26 protein-coding genes are annotated in these 25,426 nt (G+C 72.9%); 13 read left to right on the top strand and 13 right to left on the bottom strand.

Translation table 11 applies throughout. From position 1 onward, the window contains the following. Positions 1-188 (top strand): hypothetical protein (locus ACZ6RT_RS10795; RefSeq protein ID WP_470153062.1); only part of this gene is annotated, 188 nt, incomplete at its 5' end. On the opposite strand, the gene ACZ6RT_RS10790 is transcribed toward ACZ6RT_RS10795, so the two are convergent. Together ACZ6RT_RS10790 and ACZ6RT_RS10785 are read right to left on the bottom strand one after the other, a co-directional pair. Continuing rightward, positions 152-1,594, bottom strand: coding sequence for a WGR domain-containing protein (locus tag ACZ6RT_RS10790; protein ID WP_470153060.1), 1,443 nt, complete (start codon positions 1,592-1,594; stop codon positions 152-154). The two genes, ACZ6RT_RS10795 and ACZ6RT_RS10790, sit on opposite strands and share 37 nt — an antisense overlap. A 65-nt stretch (positions 1,595-1,659) precedes the next feature. Next, complete coding sequence (locus tag ACZ6RT_RS10785) at positions 1,660-2,637, bottom strand: phosphotriesterase family protein (RefSeq protein ID WP_470153058.1); 978 nt, start codon at positions 2,635-2,637, stop codon at positions 1,660-1,662. A 180-nt stretch (positions 2,638-2,817) separates the two neighbouring features. Here ACZ6RT_RS10785 and ACZ6RT_RS10780 point away from each other — a divergent pair, with 180 nt between their 5' ends. From ACZ6RT_RS10780 to ACZ6RT_RS10770, 3 genes are read left to right on the top strand one after another with little or no spacing between them, the layout of a single operon-like run. Next, a complete protein-coding gene (locus ACZ6RT_RS10780; RefSeq protein ID WP_470153056.1) occupies positions 2,818-3,183 on the top strand; it encodes an ArsR/SmtB family transcription factor in 366 nt (121 codons plus the stop codon). After that, positions 3,180-3,656, top strand: a complete 477-nt coding sequence (locus ACZ6RT_RS10775) for an SRPBCC domain-containing protein (RefSeq protein ID WP_399186109.1) — start codon at positions 3,180-3,182, stop codon at positions 3,654-3,656. Before ACZ6RT_RS10780 ends, ACZ6RT_RS10775 begins: the two co-directional genes overlap by 4 nt. Then, positions 3,653-4,309 carry a dihydrofolate reductase family protein gene (locus tag ACZ6RT_RS10770; protein ID WP_399186110.1) on the top strand — a complete coding sequence of 219 codons (657 nt, stop codon included), beginning with the start codon at positions 3,653-3,655 and terminating at the stop codon, positions 4,307-4,309. The genes ACZ6RT_RS10775 and ACZ6RT_RS10770 overlap by 4 nt, the downstream gene beginning before the upstream one ends. Here ACZ6RT_RS10770 and ACZ6RT_RS10765 read toward each other — a convergent pair. Beyond that, a complete protein-coding gene (locus ACZ6RT_RS10765) occupies positions 4,306-5,004 on the bottom strand; it encodes a DUF998 domain-containing protein (protein ID WP_470153055.1) in 699 nt (232 codons plus the stop codon). The genes ACZ6RT_RS10770 and ACZ6RT_RS10765 overlap by 4 nt on opposite strands. Before the next feature lie 278 nt (positions 5,005-5,282). Here ACZ6RT_RS10765 and ACZ6RT_RS10760 point away from each other — a divergent pair, with 278 nt between their 5' ends. Together ACZ6RT_RS10760 and ACZ6RT_RS10755 are read left to right on the top strand one after the other, a co-directional pair. Next, positions 5,283-5,645, top strand: coding sequence for a MerR family transcriptional regulator (locus tag ACZ6RT_RS10760; RefSeq protein ID WP_399186112.1), 363 nt, complete (start codon positions 5,283-5,285; stop codon positions 5,643-5,645). Next, the gene (locus ACZ6RT_RS10755; protein WP_399186113.1) at positions 5,642-6,619 is read left to right on the top strand and encodes an aldo/keto reductase; all 978 of its coding nucleotides are present in this window, start codon (positions 5,642-5,644) and stop codon (positions 6,617-6,619) included. Before ACZ6RT_RS10760 ends, ACZ6RT_RS10755 begins: the two co-directional genes overlap by 4 nt. 33 nt (positions 6,620-6,652) lie before the next feature. Here the strand turns inward: ACZ6RT_RS10755 and ACZ6RT_RS10750 are convergent, their stop codons facing one another. From ACZ6RT_RS10750 to ACZ6RT_RS10725, 6 genes are all read right to left on the bottom strand, one after another. Continuing rightward, positions 6,653-7,123, bottom strand: a complete 471-nt coding sequence (locus tag ACZ6RT_RS10750; RefSeq protein WP_399186114.1) for a protocatechuate 3,4-dioxygenase subunit alpha — start codon at positions 7,121-7,123, stop codon at positions 6,653-6,655. After that, the gene (gene pcaH / locus ACZ6RT_RS10745) at positions 7,123-7,878 is read right to left on the bottom strand and encodes a protocatechuate 3,4-dioxygenase subunit beta (RefSeq protein WP_470153052.1); all 756 of its coding nucleotides are present in this window, start codon (positions 7,876-7,878) and stop codon (positions 7,123-7,125) included. Before pcaH ends, ACZ6RT_RS10750 begins: the two co-directional genes overlap by 1 nt. Further along, a complete protein-coding gene (locus ACZ6RT_RS10740) occupies positions 7,875-9,047 on the bottom strand; it encodes a 4-hydroxybenzoate 3-monooxygenase (protein ID WP_470153051.1) in 1,173 nt (390 codons plus the stop codon). The genes pcaH and ACZ6RT_RS10740 overlap by 4 nt, the downstream gene beginning before the upstream one ends. A 156-nt stretch (positions 9,048-9,203) precedes the next feature. Then, positions 9,204-9,950, bottom strand: a complete 747-nt coding sequence (locus ACZ6RT_RS10735; protein WP_470153049.1) for an IclR family transcriptional regulator — start codon at positions 9,948-9,950, stop codon at positions 9,204-9,206. Positions 9,951-10,042: 92 nt separating this feature from the next. Further along, complete coding sequence (locus tag ACZ6RT_RS10730) at positions 10,043-10,948, bottom strand: phosphotransferase enzyme family protein (protein ID WP_399186117.1); 906 nt, start codon at positions 10,946-10,948, stop codon at positions 10,043-10,045. Next, entirely contained in the window at positions 10,948-12,408 is a 1,461-nt protein-coding gene (locus ACZ6RT_RS10725) for a helix-turn-helix domain-containing protein (protein WP_470153047.1), read from the bottom strand. The genes ACZ6RT_RS10730 and ACZ6RT_RS10725 overlap by 1 nt, the downstream gene beginning before the upstream one ends. Positions 12,409-12,635: 227 nt before the next feature. On the opposite strand from ACZ6RT_RS10725, the gene ACZ6RT_RS10720 reads away from it, so the two are divergent. After that, entirely contained in the window at positions 12,636-12,920 is a 285-nt protein-coding gene (locus tag ACZ6RT_RS10720; RefSeq protein ID WP_399186119.1) for a hypothetical protein, read from the top strand. A gap of 280 nt (positions 12,921-13,200) precedes the next feature. Beyond that, entirely contained in the window at positions 13,201-13,935 is a 735-nt protein-coding gene (locus ACZ6RT_RS10715) for a glycosyltransferase family 2 protein (protein WP_399186120.1), read from the top strand. Positions 13,936-14,024: 89 nt separating this feature from the next. Here ACZ6RT_RS10715 and ACZ6RT_RS10710 read toward each other — a convergent pair whose 3' ends face one another. Both ACZ6RT_RS10710 and ACZ6RT_RS10705 read right to left on the bottom strand, forming a co-directional pair. Beyond that, the gene (locus ACZ6RT_RS10710; RefSeq protein ID WP_399186121.1) at positions 14,025-14,390 is read right to left on the bottom strand and encodes an STAS domain-containing protein; all 366 of its coding nucleotides are present in this window, start codon (positions 14,388-14,390) and stop codon (positions 14,025-14,027) included. A gap of 100 nt (positions 14,391-14,490) precedes the next feature. Then, positions 14,491-14,844, bottom strand: a complete 354-nt coding sequence (locus tag ACZ6RT_RS10705; protein ID WP_470153044.1) for an STAS domain-containing protein — start codon at positions 14,842-14,844, stop codon at positions 14,491-14,493. A 121-nt stretch (positions 14,845-14,965) separates the two neighbouring features. On the opposite strand from ACZ6RT_RS10705, the gene ACZ6RT_RS10700 reads away from it, so the two are divergent. Next, positions 14,966-16,234 carry a hypothetical protein gene (locus ACZ6RT_RS10700; RefSeq protein ID WP_470153042.1) on the top strand — a complete coding sequence of 423 codons (1,269 nt, stop codon included), beginning with the start codon at positions 14,966-14,968 and terminating at the stop codon, positions 16,232-16,234. A 389-nt stretch (positions 16,235-16,623) separates the two neighbouring features. Here ACZ6RT_RS10700 and ACZ6RT_RS10695 read toward each other — a convergent pair whose 3' ends face one another. Beyond that, a complete protein-coding gene (locus ACZ6RT_RS10695; RefSeq protein ID WP_470153041.1) occupies positions 16,624-17,964 on the bottom strand; it encodes an APC family permease in 1,341 nt (446 codons plus the stop codon). A gap of 134 nt (positions 17,965-18,098) precedes the next feature. On the opposite strand from ACZ6RT_RS10695, the gene ACZ6RT_RS10690 reads away from it, so the two are divergent. After that, a complete protein-coding gene (locus ACZ6RT_RS10690) occupies positions 18,099-18,491 on the top strand; it encodes a hypothetical protein (protein WP_399186125.1) in 393 nt (130 codons plus the stop codon). Positions 18,492-18,767: 276 nt separating this feature from the next. Here the strand turns inward: ACZ6RT_RS10690 and ACZ6RT_RS10685 are convergent, their stop codons facing one another. After that, the gene (locus tag ACZ6RT_RS10685) at positions 18,768-19,985 is read right to left on the bottom strand and encodes a glycosyltransferase family 4 protein (RefSeq protein ID WP_470153039.1); all 1,218 of its coding nucleotides are present in this window, start codon (positions 19,983-19,985) and stop codon (positions 18,768-18,770) included. A gap of 69 nt (positions 19,986-20,054) precedes the next feature. On the opposite strand from ACZ6RT_RS10685, the gene ACZ6RT_RS10680 reads away from it, so the two are divergent. From ACZ6RT_RS10680 to ACZ6RT_RS10670, 3 genes are read left to right on the top strand one after another with little or no spacing between them, the layout of a single operon-like run. Then, a complete protein-coding gene (locus ACZ6RT_RS10680; protein ID WP_399186127.1) occupies positions 20,055-20,876 on the top strand; it encodes a PIG-L family deacetylase in 822 nt (273 codons plus the stop codon). A 54-nt stretch (positions 20,877-20,930) separates the two neighbouring features. Further along, positions 20,931-21,992 carry a YbhN family protein gene (locus tag ACZ6RT_RS10675; protein ID WP_399186128.1) on the top strand — a complete coding sequence of 354 codons (1,062 nt, stop codon included), beginning with the start codon at positions 20,931-20,933 and terminating at the stop codon, positions 21,990-21,992. Positions 21,993-22,033: 41 nt separating this feature from the next. Then, positions 22,034-25,420, top strand: coding sequence for a BTAD domain-containing putative transcriptional regulator (locus ACZ6RT_RS10670; protein ID WP_470153036.1), 3,387 nt, complete (start codon positions 22,034-22,036; stop codon positions 25,418-25,420). Positions 25,421-25,426: the final 6 nt, after the last annotated feature.

The following is a 25,426-nucleotide window of genomic DNA, read 5'->3' as shown; positions in this document are numbered from 1 at the left end:
CGCCCGCGGGCCGGAACGTCCCCGTTCCGGCCCGCGGCAGGCCCGTCCCCGTCCGGCCCGTCCCCCGTCCGGGCCGCGGCGGGCTCACCCCCGAGCCCGTCCCCGGCGGGCTCGCGCCGGTCCGCGGCGACCCGCCGCTGCCCGCCGTGGCTCAGAGCAGGCGCCTGATGTCGCCGTACGCGCGGTAGAAACCGCCCCGCTCGGAGAAGCGGACGCCCTCGACGAGGTAGCGGGCCCCGGCCTCGCGCACCCCCTTGGGGAACTGCACGTTGCGCCGCGCGTCGTAACCCTCGCTGACCACCCGCACCCGCAGCCGCTCGCCCTCGCGGAAGCACTCGACCACCACGCCGTCACCGCCGTCGGGAACGGCGTCGAAGGTCACGGTCTCCAGCGTCGTGGCAGGCTCCACCACGGCCAGTCCCGCGGCGGCCTTGACGTCGACCGGCGTGGGGACGGTGCCGGCCTGTGCCGCCCTGATCGCCTCCTCGCTCGCGTCGACGCAGGCCAGCGTGCCGTCGGTGGTCACGATGTAGAGGCGCTCGTCGAGGTACTGCATGGAGAAGGCCGACCCGCAGCCGGTGGCCAGCTTCCACAGCCGCTCGCCGCCCTCGTCGAAGCAGTAGATCGAGGAGTGGTCGTCGGCGGCGAAGACGTACCGGCCGCCGGGGGCGGTGGCGCAGGAGAAGACGGTGGCGTCGCAGCGGTAGACCGCCTGGGAGACGCCGTCTGACTTGCGCAGGCGGTGCACGGCACCGCGCGCGGTGCCCGCGTACACCGCGTCGGCCTCCTGCCAGCCGAACAGCACCGCGCCGTTGACGGGCGTCTCCCAGACGGGCGTGCCGTCGGCGGCGTCGTAGCGGGCCACCCCGGTGGAGTGGCCGTGGTAGACGGCCTCGTCGTCGCAGCGCACCATCCAGCCCGCGTCACCCCTGCCCTTGCGGGCCCACTGGAACTCGTCCTCGTGGTCGATGGTGGTGATCCGGCCCGCCCGGTCGGAGACGCCCAGCACGCCCTCGTGGATGTCGAGCCAGTAGATGTCGACGTCCTCGGCGATCTCGTACGCGACCCGCGGGACCTTGCCGCCGAGGTCGTAGACCTTGCCGTCGTCGGCGCCCGCGTAGATCCAGAAGTCGTCGGCGACGATGCACTTGACCCCGTCCGGCAGCCGGAAGCGGCCGGTGACGGTGCCGTCGTGGGTGACGGTGTAGACGTCGCCGCGCTGGTTGCCGACCCAGCAGCGCTCGGCGTCGACGAAGATGCCGAACGCGGCCGCGCCGCTGGCGAAGCGCCACAGCACCGGCGCCTGGGTGGCGGTGGAACGGCTGCTCTGCACGCTGCGCCGGGTGACCGCGCGGCGCTGGCGCACCCCCTGCACGGCCGGGGCGTACCCCCGGCGGACCTTCTCCCCGATCTTCTTCGCGGCGGCGGCCGCGGCCTTCTCCGCGCTGGCGAAGGCCGACGCCTTGGTCTGGCCGGGCTCGCCGATGCGGCCGTACCTGATCGTCACCTCGGTCCCGTCGAGCACGACCTCGTAGAACTTGTGCGAGCTCCCGTCCTCCTCCGAGAGCTCCAGGTACGTGCTGCGTGCGGTCATGCTCCACCCCTCGCGTCGATCGGTTCCCCGGAGCGTACGGGAGGCGTATGACAAACGACGAAATGTCAGGAGAAGTAGCGTCGGGGGTTGTCGACGAGCATCCGGTCGATCTGCCCGTCGGTCACCCCGGCCTCGCGCAGGGCCGGGAGCACGTCGTCGTGGACGTGGTCGAACCGCCAGTTCGGCGCGACCAGCGGGATGCCCTCGTCCCAGGCCCCGCCGAAGTAGTCCATGAAGCACGCGGTGTCGTGGCTGAGCACCATCCGGTCGGCGTACCCGCGCTCGCACAGTGCCGCGATCGTGGCGACCCGGGACGGCGTGGGGTTGTACGCGTCCAGCCCGAAGCGGTCCATGCCGAGCGTCGCCCCGGTGTCGGCCAGCCGCATCAGGTGGTCCAGGTCGTTGGTGTCGCCCGAGTGCCCGAGCACGACCTTCGCCGGGTCGACCCCCTCCCGGCGGAACAGCTCCAGGGCGAGCAGGCCGGTCCCGGCCGAGGGGTTGGTGTGCACGGTGATCGGCACGCCGGTCTCCAGGTGGGTCCTGGCGACCGCCCTGCAGATCCGCTCGACGCCGGGGGTGAGGCCCTTGCCCTCGACCACGCACTTGAGGAACGCGGCCCGGACGCCGGTGTCGGCGATGCCGTCGGCGATGTCGCGGGTGAAGTCCTCGACCATCGGCTCGGGCACGTCCATCATCAGGCCGGGCCCGCGGTGCAGGTAGTGGAACGGGACCTCGTCGTAGGAGTAGATGCCGGTGGCGACGACGATGTTCAGCTCCGGCACCTGCTCGGCGACCCGCTGGACGCGCGGGATGTAGCGGCCCAGCCCCCACACGGTCGGGTCGACGATGGTCCGCACCCCCTTGGCCGCCACCGCCCTGAGCTTGGCGACCGCGTCGGCCACCCGGAACTCCTCGTCCCACCAGGCTCCCCTGCCGTGGTTGTCGACGTGCTCGGGGGAGATCACGAAGACGTGCTCGTGCATCAGGGTCTGCCCCAGGTCGGCGACGTCGACGGGACCTCGGACGGTGTTCACGACCGGCATGCGCGTCCTTCCGGATCGGCCCGACCGGCGGTCACCCACCGAGCGGTCGCTTCCTGCGAAGGTAGGGCGGGCGCACCGGGCCGTCAACCGGGCACGCGACACCGGGAGCGGCCGGTCCGCATCGGGATCCTCAATACTTTGCCCTTGCGCTAAGTGTTTCGATGAACGACACTTAGCCGAATGGCACAGTATCCGGCAGAGCGCACGGGGCCCGCGGAGTCCGCGGAGCTCGACGGCGTGCTCGTCGCTCTCGCCGACCCGACCCGACGCGGTGTCATCCGGCGCCTCGGACGCGGTCCGGCGAGCGTGGGCGATCTCGCCCGCGAATTCCCGATGACCCTTCCCTCCTTCATGAAGCACGTGCGGACGCTGGAGGCGAACGGCCTCATCCGCACGGTCAAGTCGGGCCGGGTGCGCACCTGCGTGCTCGACCGCGACCGCCTGGCACTCGTCGACGGCTGGCTCGCCGAGCAGCGCCGGATCTGGGAAGAGCGCACCGACCGGCTCGAACGCCTCGTCACCGATCCGAAAGAGGAACGTCTTTGAACCCCGATCTCGACCTGTCCCTGCGACGGGTCATCCGCGCCCCCCGCGCAGCGGTGTGGAGCGCGTGGACCGACCCCTCCCGCTTCGAGAAGTGGTGGGTCCCGGCGCCGGCCGTGTGCCGCGTCGACCGCCTGGACGCCCGGCCCGGCGGCGCGCTGGTGACACGGATGAGCGAAGACGGGGTGGACTTCGTCCCGCACGTCGACGCGAGCTTCCTGGTCGTCGACGAGCTCGAACGGATCGTGTTCACGAACGCGATCGACAGCGCCTGGCGCCCCGCGAGCCCCGCGCCGGTGCTCATGACGGCTGAGATCACGATGGGCGACCATCCGGACGGCACCGACTACCGGACCGTCGTCCGGCACGGCGATCCGGCCGCCCGCGCCCACCACGAGACACTGGGCTTCTTCGAGGGCTGGGGCTCGGTCATCGGGCAGCTCGCCGCGTTCGCGGAGAGCCGGGCCGTCCGATGAGGATCGCTCTCATGCAGTTCGTCACCCTCGACGGGGTCAGCCAGGGCCCCGGCTCGCCGACCGAGGACACGAGCGACGGCTTCACCCGGGGCGGCTGGCTCGTGCCCCACCTGGACGAGCTCTTCGTCCGGCGCACCTCCGAGTGGCTGGACCTCGCCGACGGCCTGCTGCTCGGGCGGCGGACCTACGAGGCGTTCGCCCGGGACTGGCCGCGGGTCACCGACCCGGGCGACCCGTTCGCCGCGCGGATGAACTCGCTACCGAAGTACGTGGTGACCGGCACCCTCACCGAGGGGAACTGGAACCCCACGACCGTGCTCCGCGGCGACCCGTTCCGGACCGTCGGGGAGCTCAGGGCACGTCCGGGGAGGGAACTCCAGATCCACGGGAGTGCGCGGCTCGGCAACGCCCTGCTGGCGGCGGGCCTCGTCGACACACTCCGGCTCGTCGTCGCACCGGTCGTGACCGGTTCCGGGCGGCGGCTGTTCGACCACCCGGGCAGGCCCACCGGCCTTCGGCTCGTCCACCACGAGGTGACGGCGAGCGGCCTGGTGCTGCTCCGGTACGAGACCACCGGCGTCGCCTCGTCGGGGGAGTACGAGGGCGTCACGGCCTTCGTCCAGGGTGGCGATCAGGACCCGGCGACCCGCTAGGAGACCCCGGCCATCCGCCGGGAGGTCGCGACGACCCGCTGGGAGGTCACGGCCACCCGCCGAGGGGTCGCGGCCACCCGCCGGGTGGTTCCGGCGACCAGGCCCAGCAGGGTCAGCACGGCGACCTCCAGGCCCACCACCAGCCGCTGGGTCACCCCCGCGGGGATGTCGTCGTTGGTCACCTCCATGCCGAACGTCCGCAGCACGTACGGGAGGATCACCAGGACCAGCACCCCCAGCGAGGCCAGGCTGAGCAGGCGGACCGCGCGGGCGTACCGGCCGGACGCGAGCCGCCGCGCCATGATCAGCCCGGCGACCGGCATGGTGAGGAAGGCCACGAACGCGGCGTAGCGGTGGATGCCACCGGACATCGACAGCGGCAGGCCGGGCTCGTCGGTGGGGAAGGCGCCGATCAGCAGCATGCACAGGCCCCAGGTACCGACCAGCAGCGCGGCCCCGCGGTTCCCGGAGTCCCTGCCGAGCATGGCCGCGATGACCGTCGCGGCGGCCGCGAAGAGGGTGAGGGAGAGCGGCAGCAGCCACCCGTCCGCCTCGAACGCGTACTCGCTGATCACGGTGTGCACCGGGTCGAGACCGGTGACCACGTGCAGCCCGAGCATCGTGGTGGCCCCGGCGCCGATCGCCGCGTGACCGCCGAGGATGACCATGGATCCCGTGAACGCCTGACTTCCCATGGCCTCAACGATGGCGGCGGGCGGGGTCGCCGGACATCGGAGACAGCCCCCGGCCGCCCCTGAGCGACCCCGGAGACACCCCGGGAGCACCGAGGACCGGCCACCCCGGGACGCCGGTCAGGTCATGTCCCTGACCTGGGCGGAAGCGGACGGGGGTAGGGCCTGCCCCCTCAGGGTCGCCCCGGTCGGGGGCCGGTCCGGGGGGTGCCCTGGGGCGGGGTCCGGCCTCAGGGGGCCCCGTTTGACTTCGAGCGCGCTCGAAGGAGCACAGTTGTCCCATGGGGATCACCATCCAGGAGGCCTCGCGCACCTCGGGGCTGAGCGCGCACACGCTGCGTTACTACGAGCGCATCGGGCTCATCCACCAGGTGGACCGGAGCGTGAGCGGGCACCGCGTCTACACCGAGCCCGACCTCGACTGGCTCGTCTTCCTCACCAGGTTGCGCTCGACGGGCATGCCGATCGCCGACATGTGCCACTACGCCGAGCTGCGCAGGCGGGGGCCGGAGACCTCCGCCGAGCGGCGGAGGATCCTGGCGGCCCATCGCGAGCGGGTGAGGGAGCGGATCGCGCGCCTGACCGAGGACCTGGGGGTCCTCGACATGAAGATCGAGATGTACGACACCAAGGAGCATCCATGAACAAGCGTCATCTCGGCCGGGGCGGCCCGGAGGTCTCGGCCATCGGGCTCGGCTGCATGGGCATGTCGGAGTTCTACGGCACGACCGACGAGAGCGAGTCGATCGCGGTCCTGCACCGCGCCCTCGACCTGGGGGTGAACTTCCTCGACACGGCCGACATGTACGGCAACGGGCACAACGAGGAGCTGGTGGGACGGGCGATCTCCGGCCGCAGGGACGAGGTGTTCCTGGCCACCAAGTTCGGCATCGTCCGGGGCGAGAACCCGGCCGACCGGCGTATCGACGGCAGCCCCGAGTACGTGCGCAGGGCCGCCGACGCCTCGCTCAGGCGGCTGGGCACCGACCACATCGACCTGTACTACCTGCACCGCCGCGACACCGGGGTGCCCATCGAGGAGACCGTCGGCGCGATGGCCGAGCTGGTCGAGGCGGGCAAGGTCGGCCGACTGGGGCTGTCGGAGGTGAACGCCGAGACGCTGCGCAGGGCGCACGCCACGCACCCGATCTCCGCCCTGCAGAACGAGTACTCGCTGTTCACCCGCGACCCGGAGGAGATCCTGCCGGTGACCCGGGAGCTGGGCGTCACCCTGGTGGCCTACTCACCGATCAGCCGGGGACTGCTGGGCGGCACGCTGGAGCCGGCCGAGAAGCTGTCGGACGACGACTTCCGCAAGCACCACCCCCGCTTCACCGGGGAGGCCGGGGCGGCCAACGAGGCGCTCGTCGCGAGGATCCGCGACATCGCCGCCGAGGTGGGCTGCACCCCGGCCCAGCTCTCCCTGGCCTGGCTGCTGTCCCGGGGCGAGGACGTCATCCCCATCCCGGGCACCAAGCGGCTGCGCTACCTGGAGGAGAACACCGCCGCGGCCGGCATCACGCTGACCCCGGCCCAGCTCGACGCGCTGGAGGCGGCCGTGCCCGCGGGCGCGGTCAGGGGCGAGCGGTACGCGGACATGTCGTCGATCGGGAAGTGACCGTCCGGCGGCTCCGGAAGTACCCGGAAGGGTTCAGAAGGCGAAGAACACGGTCTCGTCCTCACCCTGGAGCCGGACGTCGAACCGGTAGGAGCGCTCCCCCTCCTTCCGGGCGACGAGCGTGCCGCGCCGCGCCGGGTCCACCTCGGCGAGGAACGGCGCGTCCCCGCTGAGGTAGACCCGGGTCCAGACCGGCTTGAGCAGGCCGCGCCCGAAGACCAGCAGGGGGATGTAGCCGTCCGTCCGGGCCGTGCGGAAGCGGTAGGAGCCGTCGGCACCGGTCTCGCACCGGCCGAACAGGCCGGGCTGGCAGATCTCCAGCAGCGCGTCGGGCACCGGCTCCCCGGCGCCGTCGGTCACCCGGCCGTGCAGCTCGATCGCGTCCGGGTGGTCCTCGGGCACCACGAGGGGCCCCTCGGCGTACGGCAGGGCGTGGGCGAAGAACGGGCCCACGGTCTGCGACGGGGTCGGGACCATCACGGTCTGCGAGGGGGTCGGGACCATCACTCCTCCTCGAAAGGGGTCGTGCCCAGGACGACGTCCCAGCGGTAGCCGAGCGCCCACTCCGGCTCGGTGACGTCCAGGTCGAAGGCGCTGACCAGCCGCTCGCGGTCCCTGGGGTCCGGAACGGACTGCAGGATCGGGTCGTGGGGGAACAGCGGGTCCCCGGGGAAGTACATCTGGGTGATCAGCCGCTGGGTGAAGGCGGTGCCGAACACCGAGAAGTGGATGTGCGCGGGCCGCCAGGCGTTGGGGTGGTTGCGCCAGGGGTAGGCGCCCGGCTTGATCGTGACGAACCGGTAGCGGCCCTCGGCGTCGGTCAGGCAGCGGCCGAACCCGGTGAAGTTGGGGTCCAGCGGGGCCGGGTGCCGGTCCAGCGGGTGGGCGTACCTGCCGGTGGCGGCCGCCTGCCACACCTCCACCAGCGTGTTCGGTACGGGCCTGCCCCGGCCGTCGAGGATCCGGCCGGTGACGATGATGCGCTCGCCGATCGGCTCGCCCGCGTGCTGCCGGGTCAGGTCGTGGTCCAGCTCCCCGACCGGCCGGTGGCCGTAGACCGGGTCGAGCAGCTCCGCGGCCTCGGGGTCGAGGGCGGGCCGCAGCGGCGGGTGCGAGGGGGCCCGCAGCACGGTGCTGCGGTACCCGGGGCTGAGGTGGGGCGGGTGCGGGTCGGCGGGACGCGCGGAGGACGCGGACGGGGACGGGGACGCGGACGGGCCGGCGGGGCCCGTCGGGGAAGGGCGGTCGGTGGCGGTCACGGGCTGGCTCCGAAGTCGAAGGGCAGGCCGACGTAGTTCTCCGCGAGCGTGGTCGCGGCGGCCTCGGACGAGGTGACGTAGTCGAGGTGGGACAGCTGCAGGCGCCGCCCGTAGGGGTCGTCGTCGAAGGTGTGCAGCAGGGTGGTCATCCACCAGGAGAAGTGCTGCGCGCGCCAGACCCGCTTCAGGCAGCTGCCGGAGTAGGCGTCCAGCAGGGCGGTCGAGCCCGTCGCGTAGAACTCGGCCAGCGCGGCGGTCAGCAGCCGGACGTCCGCGACGGCCAGGTTGAGCCCCTTGGCGCCGGTGGGCGGCACGATGTGGGCGGCGTCACCGGCCAGGTAGAGGGTGCCGTACCGCATGGGCTCGGCGACGAACGAGCGCATCGCCGACACGTCCCTGGAGATGATCGGCCCCTCGGCCAGGGTGAATCCCGGGACCGTCTCCAGGCGGGCCCGCAGCTCGGCCCAGATCCGCTCGTCCGGCCAGTCCTCCAGGGAGGTATCCGGGGGGACCTGGAGGTAGAAGCGGCTGATCTCCGGCGAGCGCATGCTGTGCAGCGCGAACCCCCGGTCGCTGTGGGCGTAGATCAGCTCCTCGGCCGAGGGCGGGACCTCGGCGAGGACGCCGAGCCAGGCGAACGGGTACTCCCGCCGGAAGACCGTCAGGACCCCCTCGGGGATCGACGGCCGCGAGACGCCGTGGAAGCCGTCGCACCCGGCGATGACGTCGCAGTCCAGGCGCTCGCCCGAGAAGGTGATGTACGGGTCCTTCTCCAGCGAGTGCAGGGCGACGTCCGGCACGTCGAAGAGGATCGTCCCGCCGTCGGCCAGCCGCCTGGCGATGAGGTCCTTGACGACCTCCTGCTGGCCGTAGACGGTGATGGCCCGGCCGGGGACGAGCCGCTCGAACGGGACGCGGTGCCCGCCGCCGCCGTAGCGCAGCTCGATGCCGTGGTGCGGCAGCCCCTCGGCGCGCATCCGCTCCCCCACACCCGCCTCGTCGAGCACGTCCACGGTGCCCTGCTCCAGCACGCCCGCCCGCACCCGCTGCTCGACGTACCGCCTGCTCCGCGACTCCAGGACCACCGAGTCGATGCCCCGCAGGTGGAGCAGGTGGGACAGCAGCAGCCCGGCGGGTCCGGCGCCGACGATCCCTACCTGAGTTCGCATTCCCCGAGCATCGCGCACGGTCCGGCCGCGCACGCCCGGCACTTCCGCTCAGCGGAAACACCGTCGTCCACCGGCACGGCCCGCGGGGGCCGCAGGGGGCGCCGGGACCGTGGGGGCGCGGGGGCGTGGGGGCCGCAGGGCGCGGCCCCGGGCGTCTCACCGGCCCGAGGCTGCCAGGTCGCGGGAGAGGTCGCGGGCCGCGGCCTGCACGGCGGGCACCAGCCTGCGCAGGTCGGCGTTGTGCCGCCAGGCCACCAGCGACAGCGCCGCCACCACCGTGCCGTCCGCTCCCCGTACCGGGACCGCGACCGAGCAGGTGCCCACCGACATCTCCTCCTGCGTGCAGGCGACCCCGGTGCGGCGGACCTCCTCCAGCTCGGCCCGCAGCCGTACCGGGTCGACCACGGTGTTCGGCGTGTGCGAGGTGAGCTCCCCGGCCAGCACCCGCTCCACCGTCTCGGGGGCGGCGAAGGCCAGCAGGACCTTGCCGACACCGGTCGCGTGCAGCGGCAGGTCCCCGGCCACCCGCGAGACGATCGGCACCGAGGTGCGCCCGCGCAGCCGTTCGACGTACAGCGCCCGGTCGTCGTGCAGCACCGCGAGCTGCACGTTCTCGCGGGTGGTGGCGTAGAGGTCCTCCATGTACGGCAGGGCCAGCTCGCGCAGCTCCCTCGGCCCGCCGGCCTGGGCGCCGATCTGCCACAGCAGCATCCCGACCCGGTAGGAGCCGTCCGGGAGCCGCTCGACGAACCCGCCCTCCACCAGCTCCTTGACCAGGCGGTGGCCGGTGGCGGGGGGCAGCTCGGCCCGGCGGCAGATCTCGGTGAGCGTCAGCCGCACGTCTCCGGGCAGGAACGCGGCCAGGATCGCCATGACCTTCCCGGTGACCGTGGGAGCCCTCACACGTCCACCCTAGGCCAGCGGGCGGCCCGCGGCCCGGAGGGCACCCGCCGCCCGCCCGGGAGCGTCCCCGTTCAGGACCGCGCGGGGAGTCCCTATGGAGAGGCCGTGACGGGCTCGGCCATGTACCAGCGGGCGTTGTGCTCGCCCCGGGTGAGGGAGTCGAGCCTGCGGGGCAGCTCACGCCGGGAGAAGGGGTCGGCGGAGGCGTTGCGGATGTGGATGCCCACCGCGTAGACGTCCCGGACCTCCATCAGCGTGGAGTAGCCCGGCCAGGAACGCAGGTCGCTGCCGTAGGCGTCGGCGAAGGCGTCCACGTCGGCGGCGGTCAGGCCGAAGCGGCGCTGGCCGTGGTAGGTGTGCACCAGGTCCCACTCGCGGGGGCCGACCGCGACGCCGTCCCAGTCGCAGAGCACCACGTGGCCGTCCGCGCAGCGCAGCAGGTTGTCGATCCAGGCGTCGCCGTGCAGCAGCACCGGCGCGTCGTCCATCTCCAGGTCCGACCAGCGCTCGGTCAGCTCGGCGATGCGGTCGCTCAGCCAGGCGCGCTGGCAGCCGGTGAGCTCCTCGGAGCGGTCCACGGCGCGGCGTACCTCGCAGAGCGGGTCGGCGAACCGCCGCAGCGCCACCGGCGGCACCGGCAGCAGGTGCAGGCTGCGCAGGATCCCGCCCAGCTCGGTGGTGGTGGGCCGCCCGCTGGCCGGTACGTAGTGCCAGAACGTGACGACCCTGCCGTCGTGCACCACGGGCTGCCGGGAGATCTCGTCGGCCGGGCGCACCGCGGGGAAGCCCTGCTCGGCGAGCCAGCGGGCCACCGCGAGCACCAGCGGCAGCCGGGTCAGCGCGTTGGGCGCGGTGGCGATCCTGACCACGATCTCGCCGCGCAGCTTGAAGACGGCGTTGCTGCGCACCCGCAGCAGCTCCGCGTCCCGGTGGTCGATGCCGAGGTCCTCGCAGACCTCGCGCAGGACGGTGAACGCCTCCTCGGCGAGCGAGCCCATCAGCTGACCGGCGCCGTGGCGGCGACGAGATCGGCCAGGCGGCGTACGGCCGCCGCCCGGTGCCGGGTCTGCGGCACCTCCGACAACAGCGCCCGGGCGCGGTTGACCACGATCGAGGTGCGGTGCTCGGGCGGGACCTGCAGCAGGGCCTTCTCGGCCAGCTCGCAGGCGTCGTCGGCCCTTCCCTGGCGCAGGACGTGCGCGGCCTGGTCGAGCAGGATGAGCACCGGGTCGATGGCGTACGGCCCCGGAGGCCCGGAGAGCCCGGTGGGTCCCGGTTTCCAGTCCACGTCCTCGCCCAGCTCGATCAGGGTGCCGATGCGGTAGAACTGCAGCCGCCGTTCGGAGAAGCGGAAGGCCAGGTGGTCGTGGCCCTCGGGGGGCATCCTGGCGAAGATCCGCTCCGCCTCGGCGAGGGCGACCCTGGCGGCCTTGTGCTCGCCCATCCTGGCCAGTGCCCGCGCCTCGGCCGCCGCGCCGAGCGCGGCCGGGGAGCTGGGCGCGTTGCCCGCGAGCATCCGGGCCTCCCGCGCCAGCCGCACGGTCTCGGCCAGGTCGCCGTAGTAGTACGGCAGCATCGCCTGCTGTGCCCTGACCAGGGCGCGCAGCCGCACGTCGCCCATGTCGTCGGCGGCGTTGCGCGCGGTGCCGTACCAGGCGTGGGCCTGGCGGGTGTCGCCGAGCTTCATCAGCGCGTCGGCCGAGAGCAGCGCCAGCATGACGGTCGCGTTGAGCAGGCGGCGCTGGGTCATCGCTGGCTGGCGGGCCAGCGAGAGCGTCCGCACGTCCGACAGCTCCAGCATCAGCCGGTAGAGCATCGGCAGCGGGGCGCTGCTGATGTACTCGCGCCGGTAGCTCAGCACCTGCTCGTCCAGCCGGTCGAGCTGCTCCTCGGAGACGGTGGTGACCGCGAGCGTGCGGTCCAGGTCCTGGCGGGTGCGCTCGACCTCGGCCAGCAGGCGGCCGGTCATCACCGACCCGGGCCCGAGCAGCGCGTGGTGGAACAGCGCGCGCCGCTCCATGTCCTCCTCGGACCGTTCCCGCTCCTCGGCCCGGTACGGCGAGCGGGCCTCCCCGCCGGAGACGACCACCACCTTGGCGCCGCCCTCGCCGTCGTCGCAGTAGTCGCCGGCCAGGCCGAGCCTGACGGCGTTGGCCCGGTAGAGTCGGGCCAGCAGGTCGATGGTCTGCGGGCGCGGCCTGGCCCGGTTGTTCTCCCAGGCGTTGAGCAGGTCGATGCTGGCCCGTGCCTCACCCAGGCTCTGGCGCTCGCACAGCTCCTCCAGCTCCTGGACGGACTGCCTGGCCGACCACCCCCTGGCCAGGCGGTGGGCCTTGAGGAGGCTGACCCCGCAGCATCCGTGGATGGCCTGCGCGGTCTGCCAGTGGGTCCACTGCCGCGACGCGGCCTGTTCGCGCCAGCGGCGCGCGCACGCGGGCGAATGCTCACCTCGGGCCACGGCGCTCCTCCCGGGACTGTTCACGCAACATTAACAAGAGCGCACCATGCTCTTAGCGCACCTGTGCATTGCATTCCCTTTATTCGTGGTTTCCCCACGGAACAGCGGCCGGTTTCTGCTCTATTCCACTGATCCGGGGAGATGCCGCGAAAGGACCGATTGCCTCAGATGCCACAAAACCGCACGCTGCAGAGAAGCAACCATCGGCGTCCGCGGGAGTGATCCGGATGAGGGCAGAGAGCGGCGAGGCCGTCGACCACCTGCGGCGGCTGGCCGCACAGCTGGAGGCGCACGCCTTCCAGGTACGCCTGAGGTCGCCCACCGGGCTCTATCCCAGGCTGCACGTGATCAACCCGATGATGCCCGCCAGGACCGAGGACGTGCTCGCGGCCCACGAGGAGGACGGCGAGTGGTGGTTCTGGCTGTCCTGGGCGGGCCGCATCGGGCACGCCGAGGACGTGGCGACGGCAGCGGAGCGTGTGGCCAGTGTTCTTCATGTGATACGGAGATAGGTGATTCCTTGCCGCCGCATGGGTACCACTTGGTGATCAAGACGAGCACGGAGGCGGAGCAGTGAAAAAGATCCAGGTCGTGCAACGTCCGCGCCCTCCCCGGGAGGTCACCCCCCTCGACCTGCGCACTCCGTCGGGACGTATACTCCCTTTTTGACGGTCCATAAAGCGACCTTCTCACTGTCCAAAAGGAGAGGTCATGCTTCAGGACCGTTCGTCTGCGTCAGGCTTGCAAGAGGTTGGCAAGTGGCCTGCAGGCGCCCCGGTGCATCGTTCGACCATGAACAGTGCCCCTTTCGCCTTCAGTGTCAGTGTGGTCGTCCCCGCCATGAACGAGGCGGAGAACCTGCCTCACGTCTTCGCGACCCTGCCGTCCTGGATCGATGAGGTGATCCTCGTCGACGGGAACTCGGTCGACGACACGGTGGCCGTCGCCAGATCCCTCCGTCCCGGCCTCCGCGTCGTCCGGCAGACCGGCAAGGGCAAGGGCAACGCCCTCACCGAGGGGTTCGCCGCCGCGACCGGCGACATCATCGTCATGATCGACGCCGACGGGTCCACCGACGGCCGGGAGATCCACTCCTTCGTGACCGCGCTGGTCGAGGGAGCCGACTTCGCCAAGGGGTCCCGCTGCGCCCCCGGAGGCGGGTCCGACGACATCAGCCCGATCCGCTCGATGGGCAACACCGCCCTCACCAAGATCACCAATTGGCTGTACGGCACCTCGTACACCGACCTGTGCTACGGCTACAACGCCTTCTGGGCCCGCCACCTCGACGCGCTCGACCTCGACTGCGACGGCTTCGAGATCGAGACCCTGATGAACATCCGCGCCGCCCAGGCCGGCCTCGTCATCCGCGAGGTGCCCAGCCACGAGCGCAGCCGCATCCACGGCGCCAGCAACCTGCACGCCGTCCGCGACGGCCTGCGGGTGCTCCGCACCATCCTGCGCGAGCGTGACGGCCGCGTCGCCGCCCCGGCCCGGCTCCGCCAGGAGCACGCCACCGCCGCCTGACCCTCGTCCGAAAACCACCGAACACAAGCCGGAACCCGTCCGGAACCCCAGTCATCAACCCGGCCGTGCCCTCCCCGGCCGGGGACGCCTCAGGCGGCCTCCAGCGCGTCGGCCACCGAGGGGAACACCTCGAACACCGGCAGCAGCCCGGCCAGGGTGAGCCGCCGGGCCAGATTCCCCTGGATGCCGGTGAGGATCACCCGCACGCCCTCGGTCAGGCCGTGGTGACGCACCTGGAGCAGCTCGCCGATCCCCGAGGAGTCGCAGAAGGTCAGGGCGGACAGGTCCAGGATGAGGATCGGCGAACGCAGGGTGTTCCAGGCCCTGGACATCTCCTCCCGCAGCACCGGGGTCCGGTAGTGGTCCAGCTCCCCGCTCGCCCTGATCACGAGCGTCGTACCGTGCAGCCCGGACGTGGCGGTGAACACCGGCTCCGGCTCATTTCCCGCGAACATGACCAACCCTCTGAACGATCCTGCGCAAGAACACAACTGTCTCATACGGCGCGGATCGGACCGGTACGACGGAGCCTTCACTCCCGTCACCGGCACGGGCTCACGTCGCCTCGGGAAACGTCTCCACGGCCTCCTCGACGGTACGGCGGGTCTCGAACAGCTCGGCCACCCCGAGGCGGTTCAGTCGGTTCCGCATCACGGCGGACGTGCCGACCAGCACGAGCGAGCCGGCGAGCCGACGGACCCGGGTGAGGGCGTACATCAGCACGCCGTACCCGGTGGAGTCGCAGAAGGTGACCTCGCTGAGGTCGATCACCAGCCGGGGACGGTCCATGGCGCCCAGGGCGGCGTCGGCCTCCCGCTTCAGCAGCGGGGAGGAGGCGTAGTCCAGCGCGCCCACCGCGTGCAGGGCGGTGAAACGGCCGTGCCTGTCGGCCCGGACGCGAAACCTCACAGCCTCTTCTTCGGCCCTTGACATCGGTATCCTCTCCGCCTACGTCCCAGGTGCCCCGGCCAGGAGGTTCTAATCCTGGCGGGCACGGCCCGGGGACGGGCGCATGGGCGAGAATGAGGACATGCCGAATCCGCGCCCGGTGGCGGCCCTGGTCGCCGGAACGCTCCTGCTGGCCGCCTGCGGCGCGGGCCGCACGACGCCCGCCCCCACCGCCGCCCCGGCACCGGGCACCGCCACGCCCCGGCCCGCGACCCCCCGGGACGGCACCCCGCCCGTGCCCTCGCCGGGCGGGACCGGGTCGTCCGCTCCCGTCACGGACCCCTCGGCCACCGCGGCCCCCTCCGCCACCGGGCAGGTCGCCGCCTCCTCCGCCTGGACGGGCGTCGAGGGAGCGGACCTGCCGGGGAGCACGGCGCTGCTCGACGTGGCCGCGACCGGGCCCCGCGACGCCTGGGCCGTGGGGTACCAGGACGGCGCCGAGGACCGGGAGGGCACCCCCGCCGTGCTGCGCTGGAACGGGAGCCGCTGGCGCGAGGTGGCCGTGGGGGACGACACCGGCGCCCATCACCTGGAGGGGGTCAGCGCGGGCGGGCCGCGTGACGTGTGGGTGGTGGGCAACGGCCCGAGCGCGTTCGCCGCGCACTGGGACGGGCGGGACTGGACCCCGTACCGGCCCTTCGGGGTGGCCGAGGACTACCGGCTGGCCGACGTCGCCACGAGCGACGGCGGCGCCTGGTTCGCCGCGAACGGCCCCTCGGGCGCGGTCGTGCTGGAGGGCGGGGACGGCGGGTTCCGCAACGCGCTGAGCACCGAGGGCACCCTGCGCGGGATCACCTCCCGTCAGGGTCACGTCTGGGCGGTGGGGACGAGCGCCGCCCGCACCCCGCTGGTCTGGCACGGCACGGCCGGGTCGTGGGAGAGCCCCGGGACGCCCCCGGTTCCCGGCGGCGTCCTCAACCGGGTCTGGCAGGTCTCACCGACGGAGGTCTGGGCGGTCGGGCAGGTCTCCGCCTCCGCACGGGCCCGGCCCCCGGCCGAGGACGCCCGCCCCCTGGTCATGCGCTGGGACGGGAGCCGCTGGGCCCGGGTCGAGGTGCCGGTCGCCCGCGGGGCGCTGCACGGCGTCACCGCCACCGGCCCCGGCGACGTGTGGATCAGCGGCGTCGACGCCGACCACGCCGGGCAGGTGCTCGTCCTGCACTTCGACGGGACCTCCTGGTCCCGCGAGTACGGCCCGCTGCTGCGCGCCCACGCCTCCGGCCAGCAGTACGAGGGGACCGACGACATCGCCGCCACCGGCCTCACCCGGGTGCCGGGCACCGGCACGCTCTGGGCGGTGGGCTCGGTCGGGGTGGGCGACGACGAGAAGGCGTTCGTCCTCCGCCGCTGAGACCCCCCGCTGAGACCTCCGCCGCTGAGACCTCCCCCGCGAGACCTTCGCCACCGAGAGCTCCGTCGCCGAGGCCACCGGCTCCGGGATCGCCGAAACCGCCGGGATCTCCGGCCCCTGAGACCCCGGGCTCCGAGACCACCGTCGAGACCGCCGGCCGCGCCGCGGGCGGCCCCCGCCGGGCCTCACACCGTCTCCGACCTCGGGCTCCTCCCGGCCCGTCCCGGCGGGGCCCGGAACGTACCCGGCAAAAAATCACAGAAAAAGTCGGTCAACTGACGTAGTCTCTCTCAAACTCCAACAAAGAGGGAGTCGACATGAAAAAGGTCCTGATTCTCACCAAGCCTCGCCCGCCCCGGAAACCCGTGCCCCTCGACCTGCGCACCCCCTCAGGACGCGCCCTTCCGTTCTGACACGAACAACCGGTTGACGAACCACAGGAGTGCCCCGATCGCGAGCAGGACCCCCGCTCGCAGATAGACGTCCGCCGCCCTGCCGACGATGGGCAGGACCAGCACGAGACAGACCAGCGCCCCCAGGACGGGCATCCAGCTCGGTGCCCGGAAGTGATCGTGGTCCACCCGGTCCCTGCGCAGGACCAGCACGGCCACGTTGACCATCGCGAACACGCACAACAGCAGGAGCACGGTGGTGTCCGCGAGGTTCTTCACGTCCCCGGTGGCGACCAGCACCGCGGCCACGCACACCGTGAAGACGATGGAGACCCACGGGGTCGCCCTCGACGCGTGCACGGTCGCGAAGACCCGCGGCACGATCCCCTCCCGCGCCATGCCGTAGACCAGGCGCGAGGCCATCAGCATGTTGATCAGCGCGGTGTTGCCCACCGCGAGCAGCGCGATCAGGGCGAACAGCTTGGGCGGGAACGCCAGCCCGGCCACCTTGACGACCTCCAGCAGCGGGCCGGAGGAGTCCACCAGCGTCTTGGTGTCGACCAGCATGGTGGCGGTGAACGCCACCGCCAGGTAGACGACCCCCGCGACGGCCAGGCCACCGAAGAGCGCGCGCGGGAAGTCGCGCTGCGGCTCCTTGGCCTCCTCCGCGAGGTTGACCGAGTCCTCGAAGCCCAGCAGCGCGTAGAAGGCCAGGGCCGTTCCGCCCAGGACGCCGAGGAAGGCACCGTTGGCCGGGTGGAACTCCAGGGCCCGGGACGGCTCGCCGTCACCGGCGATCAGGGCGTAGATCCCGATCGCGATGATCACCAGCAGCCCGAAGATCTCGATGATCGTCAGCACCACGTTCACCTTGACGGACTCGGAGATGCCCGCGAGGTTCACCAGCGTGATCAGGCCGAGGAAGAGGAACGCGCCCACGATGACCGGGATCGAGACGAACTCCGCCAGGTAGTCGCCGCCGAACGCGCGGGCCGCGGCGCTCGCCGAGGTGATCCCGCTCATCAGCACCGCGAACGCCACGATGAACGTGACGAACGGGATGTTGAACGCCTTGTTCGTGTAGAGCGCCGCCCCCGCGGCCTGCGGGTACTTCCCGACGAGCTCGGCGTAGGCGGTCGCCGTCAGGGCGGCCAGCACGAAGGCGATCAGGAAGGGCACCCAGAGCGCCCCGCCGACGTTCCCGGCGACCTTGCCGACCAGGGCGTAGATGCCCGCGCCCAGGATGTCGCCCACCACGAACAGCAGCAGCACCTTGCGGCCGATGACCCGCTTGAGCGAGTGCTGACCGGAGCCCGGATGGACGTTCGCCTCAGCCATTCCCGTCTCTTACCCAGAGCCCGGATGGAATCACGTCAGGTCACAGGAGTCACTTCTGTAAGCAAGGTGAAAGTGGCCCGCAAGGCCACCCTTCTAGGGTCTCCATCGTCACGAACTGCAATGAAGGGTACAAATTGTTCCGCGCACTCTCCTCCCGCCGTATCGCCGTCGCCGTCGCGGGAGCCGCCCTCTTCACGATGACCGCCGCCTGTGGCAGCGCCGCCAACGACGAGGTCTGCACCGGTACCGCCTTGACGAAGTCCTTCAACGACTTCACCACCGCCGCCACCGGTAGCGCGGGTGACCCGGCGAAGTTCAACGCCGCGACCGCCAAGCTCGGCACCGACCTCAAGGCCCAGGCGGCGAACGCCGACGGTGACGTGGCCGCCGCCCTGAACGACATGGCGACCTCGTTCGAGGCGGTCAAGATCGACGCCAACGACCCGGCCGCCGCGGCCGCCGCCATGGGGCCGCTGACGTCGAAGATGCAGGAGGCCAGCTCCAAGCTCGCCGCCGCCTGCTCCTGACGGCCCTCCCGCCGGTGCCCGTGCCTCCTGACGACGGGGGGACACCCGGGCCCGGCCGGGACGGCAACGGTACGGCCGCCGCTCCGCCTGCGGGGGGCAGTGCGGCGCGGCGGCCGTACCGGACACCCGAAGACCCCCGCCATCGCACGGCGGGGGTCTTCGGGTTTTCCCGGCCCTTCACGACCGGCCGCCCTTCCCGGCCGGCCACCCCTCGCGACCGGCCACCCCTCGCGATCGGCCGCCTTTCAGGGTCGGTCGCCCTTCGCGGCGCTCCCGTCAGGTCCGGATGGAACGGGCCTGCTCGTAGCAGCGTTCGAAACCCTCCAGCACGGCCGGCCAGGAACTGCGGACCGGCTCGGTCTCCCGGTTGTGCGCCGCGATCGACTCGCGCAGCTCGCGGTCCCGCACCAGCCTGGCCACCGACGTGACCAGGTCGTCGAAACTCCGCCCGAGCAACCCCTCCTTGCCCGGCCGGACGAAGTCGGCCACCCCGCTCTGCGCGCGGGCCACCACCGGCACCCCGGCCGCCCTGGCCTCCAGTGCGGCCAGCCCGAAGGACTCGCGCGGCGCGGGCGCGACGAACACGTCCGTCGAGGCGAGCAGCTCGCGGATCCGCTCCCGGCTGTAGCGGCCCGGGAGGGAGACCCAGCCGGTCATCCCGTTGACCCTCAGGTAGCGCTCCATCCGGGACCGGGCCGGGCCGTCCCCGACGACGGTGGCCCGCATCGGTATCTCCGCCGGCACCTGGGCGCGGGCCTGGCGCAGCAGCCGCAGCAACCGCAGCGGCTGCTTGCGGGGCGCCAGCCGTCCCACCGCCACCACGTGCACGGGCGCGGGCCCCCCGCCCGGTCCCGTCCGTACGGGATCGTCCCCCGGACCAGAGGACGGCCCGGTGCCGGGATCGAGGCCCGGACCGGCCCCTCCTCCGGGCAGCGCCGTAGCGGGGTCGTCGGCCGGTGCGCCGAAGGGGGCGGAGCGCCAGCCGGAGACGTCCAGGCCGTTGGAGACCACGTGCACCGGCACGCGGGGTCCGGCCACCGCGCGGATCGGCAGGGCCGCGGCCTCGCTCACCGCGGTGCCGACCAGGCCCCAGCGGTGCCAGCCCGACAGCAGCCGCAGCCCCCGGTACACGGCCCGGGTGACCGGGTCCCACATGCTGTGCACGGTGACGACCACGGGCAGCCCGGCCCGCGCCGCCGCCCGCACGCCCATCCAGGCGAACGGCGAGACCGCCCCGGCGTGCACGTGCACCACGTCGGGGCGCCGCGCCCTCATCAGGCGGAGCAGGTACCCCGTCCCCAGCGGGTGGACCGGCAGGTCGAAGGGGAGACGCGCGACGATCCTGTGCACTCCGGCCAGGGGTTCACCCGGGGTGGCCGTGGCCACCTCGACCTGGTGACCCGCCTGCCGCTGCATCCGGATCAGATCGGCGACCTGCACCTCGATCCCGCCCAGGCGCGGCAGGTAACAGTCACTGATGTGGAGGATCCTCACCGTGCCAGCGTAGACCCGCGTGAGATCATGCCTGCGTGCCCATCAGGGCGCATCCGAGCCGCGAACGGAGTGAACCCGATCAGCACCGCCAGGACAGCAGTGTTCTTCCATGCCCACCCCGACGACGAGGCCCTGCTGACCGCGGGCACCATGGCGATGCTCGCCGCCGAGGGGCACCGGGTGGTGCTCGTCGTGGCGACCTCGGGTGAACGCGGCCAGGCCGACGTCGAACCCGGCGAGGCGCTGGGCGCCACCAGGATGGCCGAGCTGTACGCCTCGGCGGCGGCGCTCGGCTGCGCCCGGGTGGTGAACCTCGGCTACGCCGACTCCGGGCTCGCCCCCGGCGGCGGAGTCGCCGACGACCGCCCGGACGGCGCCTTCATCGACGCCGACGTCGAGGAGGCCGCGGGCCGGCTGGCCGCCGTCCTCACCGAGGAGAAGGCCGACCTGCTCACCACCTACGACCCCGCGGGCGGCTACGGTCACCCCGACCACGTCCAGGTGCACCGGGTCGGCGGCCGGGCCGCCGAGATCGCCGGGACCCCGATCGTGCTGGAGGCCACGGTCAATCGCGACCCCCTGCTGCGCGGGCTGAGGCTGGCCCGGCGGTTCTACCCGCAGCTCGACATCCGGGCCTTCGAGCGGGCCTACTCCCCCGGCGACGTGATCACCCACCGGGTCGCCGTGCGGCGCTTCGCCCGGCAGAAGCGGGCGAGCATGGCCGCCCACGCCTCCCAGGCCACCGGCGCCGACACCCGCACGCTCGGGGTGATGCTCAAGATCCCTCAGCCGCTCTACCGCCTGATCTTCGGCACCGAGTGGTACGTCCGCCGGGACGCCCCCCTGGGCTCCCGGCTGAGGCACCCCTTCGAAGTTCCTCCCAAAGGATGAGGACGGGACCGGCAGACTTGGTCGGGGTCGTCCCATGACGAGGGGGTGTGGCAGATGAGGAACAGGTGGGTGCAGGTCGGGCTGTCGGTCGCGTCGCTGGCGCTGGCCGTCACGCTCGTGGTCTTCATGCCCCAAGTGGTGGGCGCCCTGACCGGCAAGCAGGTCTCCTGGCCGCAGATCGGCGCCCAGTTCGCCGCGCTGGGGCCCGGGGAGATCGCGCTGATGGCCGCGGTCTGGCTGCTCAGCCTACTGTCCTACACGTTCGTGCTGACCGCCTCCCTGCCCGGCCTGAACCACCTGCAGGCCCTGACGCTGAACGCGGGCGGCAGCGCGGTGAGCAACCTGCTGCCCTTCGGCGGCGCGGCCGGGGTCGCGGTGACGTTCGCGATGACCAAGGGGTGGGGTTTCCCGGCCAGGGCGGTGGTGGTCTCCACCCTGACCACCGGCATCTGGAACACGCTGTTCCGCTTCCTGCTGCCCGCGGCGGGCATCGTGGCCCTGCTCCTCAGCGGGCAGGCCCTCAGCCCGGCGGTGACCCGCGCGGGCTGGGCGGGCGCGCTCTCCATCCTCGTCCTGGTCGCGGTGGTGGCCGCCGCGCTCTACTGGGACCGCGCCGCCGCCCTGCTGGGCCGGGGCCTGGACGTGCTGGCCCGGCTGCTGCCGCGCCGCGTCCGGCCCGGTGAGCACGCCGCCTCCGAGGCGCTGGGCAGGCTGCGGGCCGACACCTCCGAGGTCGTACGGCACCGCTGGGCCGGGCTGACCCTGGGCATGGCCTTCTTCCTGGGGTTCCAGTGGCTGATCCTGGTCGTCTGCCTGCAGGCCACCGGCGCGTACCCGGGGCTGGCCCAGTCGATCGCCGCGTTCGCCCTCTCCCGGGTCCTCACCACGGCCCTGGTCACCCCGAGCGGTACGGGGATAATGGAGGCCGGGACCATCGGCGCCCTGGTCTTCTTCGGCGCCCCGCTGGACTCGGCCACCGCCGCCGCACTGCTTTTCGGCTTCTGGACCTACACTGTCGAAATCCCCTTCGGCGGGCTGGCGCTCGGCGCGTGGACGTTCCTGCGCCGGCGTGAGAACGCCGCACCGGCCCCTGAAAAGGAGTCGATCAGCCGCTAGATTGGGAAATACCTTGTGCGCGATCCGAAGGCCCGCATAGCGTGACGGCTGACATGGTGGCGTTCCGAGTTCTCGGCCCGGTCGAGGCGTACTCCGGCGAGGACGAGCTCGACCTGGGCGGGCTGCGTCAGCGTGCGGTCCTGGCCCGCCTGCTCGTGGCACGCGGTCAGGTGGTGCCCGTCGACTCGCTGCTGTACGACCTCTGGGACGACGACGCGGCCAAGGGCGCGCAGTCCGGCCTGCAGGTGTACATCTCCCGGCTGCGGAGGGTGCTGGAGCCCGGCCGCCCGCGGGGCGGGCCCAACCGGCTCCTGGTGACCGTCGCCTCGGGGTACGCGCTGCGCGCCGCCCCCGACCAGGTCGACGCGTTGCGCTTCGAGACGCTGGTCCGCAGCGCCGGTGAGCGGCTGGAGGCCGACGAGCCGGCCCCGGCGAGGGCCCGCCTGGAGAAGGCCCTGGGCCTGTGGCGCGGCACGCCGTACTCCGACTTCGCCGACCAGCCGTGGGCCGAGGCCGAGGTCAACCGGCTCACCGAGCTGCGCCTGGTGGCCCGCGAGCGGCACGCCGACAGCGGCCTGAGGATGGGCCTGCCCGCCGAGTCCGTGCCCGACCTGGAGGCGCTGACCACCGAGCACCCGCTCCGCGAGGAGGGCTGGCGGCTGCTCGCCCTGGGCCTTTACCGGTGCGGGCGCCAGGGCGACGCGCTGGCCGCGCTGCGCAGGGCGCGCACGATCCTCTCCGACGAGCTGGGCATCGACCCCGGCCCCGCGCTGCGCAAGCTGGAGTCCGACATCCTGTCGCAGGACCCGGGCCTGCAGCTCGCCGTGTCACCGCAGGCCAGGCAGCGCCCGCAGGCGGTGTCCGCCGACACCTGGCCGCCCAGGCCGACGATCGCCCAGGTGGAGCTCCCGCCGCTGGAGCCCGAGCCGTTCGTCGGCCGCGACGCCGAGCTGGGCAGGCTCACCACCGCGGCCGCCAGGACCGGCCGCTTCACCGTCGCGATCATCAGCGGGGACGCCGGGGCGGGCAAGACCACCCTGGTCCGCCAGCTCATCAGGCGGCTGTCGCAGGACGGCTGGGGCATCTCCTCGGGCGCCTGCCCCGACAGCAGCGCCACGCCCCCGGGCTGGGCCTGGGTGGAGATCCTGCGCACCCTGGTGAACGCGGCCGGTCCTGGCGAGTACGCCTCGCTGCTGGCCCCGCTCCTGGACGACGCGGCCCCCGAGCCCGACGACGACCAGGCCTCGGGAGGCTTCCGGCTGCACCGGGCGGTGGGCGGCTACCTCGCCGCGGTCGCCAAGGAGACGCCGATCCTGCTGACCCTGGAGGACCTGCACTGGGCCGACGACCAGACGCTGGCGCTGCTGCGCGCGCTGCCCAGCCTGCTGGCCACCAGCCGGGTGCTGCTCGTGGTGACCTGCCGCGACAGCGAGCTGACCGACCAGCAGGCCGACGTGCTGGCCGCGCTGGCCAGGCTCGGCCCGGTCCGGGTCGGCCTGACCGGCCTGGACACCAAGGCGGTGGCCGAGCTGGTGCGGGCCACCTGCGTGCGCGAGGTCGACGAGGACGCGGTGAACAGCATCGTCGAGCGCACCGGCGGCAACCCGTTCTTCGTCCGCGAGACGGTCCGCCTGCTCGACGCCGAGGCGGTCAGCGACCGCGCCACGGCCGCCGAGGTGATCTCCGGTGTGCCCTCGGGCGTCCGCGACGTGCTGCGGCGGCGGATCTCCCGCCTGCCGCAGTCCGCCCAGCAGATCCTGCTGCAGGCCGCGGTGATCGGCCGCGACGTGGACGTGGACGTGCTGGTCGACGTGGCCGGTGACGAGGAGGCCGTGGTCGACGCGGTGGAGGCGGCGCTGCTGGCCGGGCTGGTCACCGAGCCGGGGCCGGGCATGCTCCGCTTCGACCACGACCTGGTGCGCGACACCCTGTACTCCGACGCCTCCCGGCTGCGCCGCTCCCGGCTGCACGCGGCGGTGGCCGCGGTGATCGAGCGCAGGAACCCCGGGGACGTGGCCGCGCTGGCCCACCACTACGCCTCCGCGGGGACCAGCGAGACCGCCATCAAGACGGTGCACTACGCCGGGCTCGCCGCCGAGCAGGCCGAGCGCCGCTTCGCCCACCGCGAGGCCGCGACCCTGTGGGAGCAGGCCATCGACGCCTTCGACCGGTCGGGCATCACCCACACCCCCGAGAGCACCCGCGACCGCCTGCTGCTCACCCTGCGGCTGATCAAGGCCCTGGCGCTCTGCGGTGACATGGCCGCGGCCCGCAGACGGCGGCGCGAGGCGATGGACGCGGCGCTGCCGCTGGGCAACCTCGAACTCACCGCCCGGGTGGCCGCCTCGCTGGCCGTGCCGCACAAGGGCATGGCCCGCGACTTCACCCGTACCGCCTGGGAGATCGTCGACGTCGCCGAGCAGGCGCTGGTCGAGCTGCCCGCGGGCGAGCAGTCGCTGCGGGCGAGCCTGCTGGCCACGCTCGCCCTGGAGCTGGAGGGCTCGGCCACCCCGCGCGGCGAGCAGGCCTCGCTGGAGGCCGAGGAGCTGGCCCGGCGCTCGGGCGACCCGGCCCTGCTGGCGACCGCGCTGAGCGGGCGGCTGCGCCAGTCGTACGCCATCACCCCGGTGGGCGAGCGCGAGGTCATCGGCAGGGAGCTGCTGGAGGTCGGCAGGGCGAGCGGGCAGGTCTCGGTGCAGGCCCTGGCGCACCTGGTGCTGATGGAGTGCGCGGCCGCCTCGGGCGCGTTCGCCGAGGCCGACGCGCACGTGGCCACCGCCGAGCGGCTGGCCAGGCAGTACGGCCTGTCCGCGCCCGCCGCCGTGGTCGCCTGGTACGCCGGGCAGCGCCTGATGATCGCCGGTGACTTCGCCGGGGCGACGCGCGCCTACCGCGACGCCGCCCGGCTGACCGCCAAGGCCGGGATGCTGGAGGGCCGCCAGGACCTGCCGCTGATCACCACCTTCTGCCTGCACCTGGTCAACGGGCGGGCCGCCGAGATGGTCGAGCCGCTGGCCGAGGCGCACCAGCGCGGGGCCAAGTGGACGCTGGACGCCTACGCGGTGGCGCTCGCCTCGGCCGGTCACCACCGCGACGCCAGGGCCGTCATCGCGGTGAAGACGCCCGTCCGGCCGGACTTCCTCTACGAGCTGGCGATGGTCTGGCGGGCCCTGGCCGGGATGCTGCTGGAGGACCGCGAGCGGATGGTCGAGGCGTACGACACGCTGAAGCCGTTCGCCGACCGGATCGCGGGCGCGGGCACCGGCGTGGTGGCGCTCTGGCCGGTCGCCCTGACCCTGGGCGACCTGGCGCTGCGGCTGGGCTTCACCGACGCGGTCAGGCCGCACTACGAGAACGCCCTCGCGGTGGCCCAGCGGGTCGGCGTGAGCCGCTGGGTGGAGGCGGCACAGCGTTCCCTGGGCGGCTGAGCCGTC

Source organism: Streptosporangium sp. NPDC050148 (assembly GCF_055586505.1).
The sequence above is the reverse complement of the archived record's forward strand: the minus strand, read 5'-3'. Positions and strand labels throughout refer to the sequence as shown.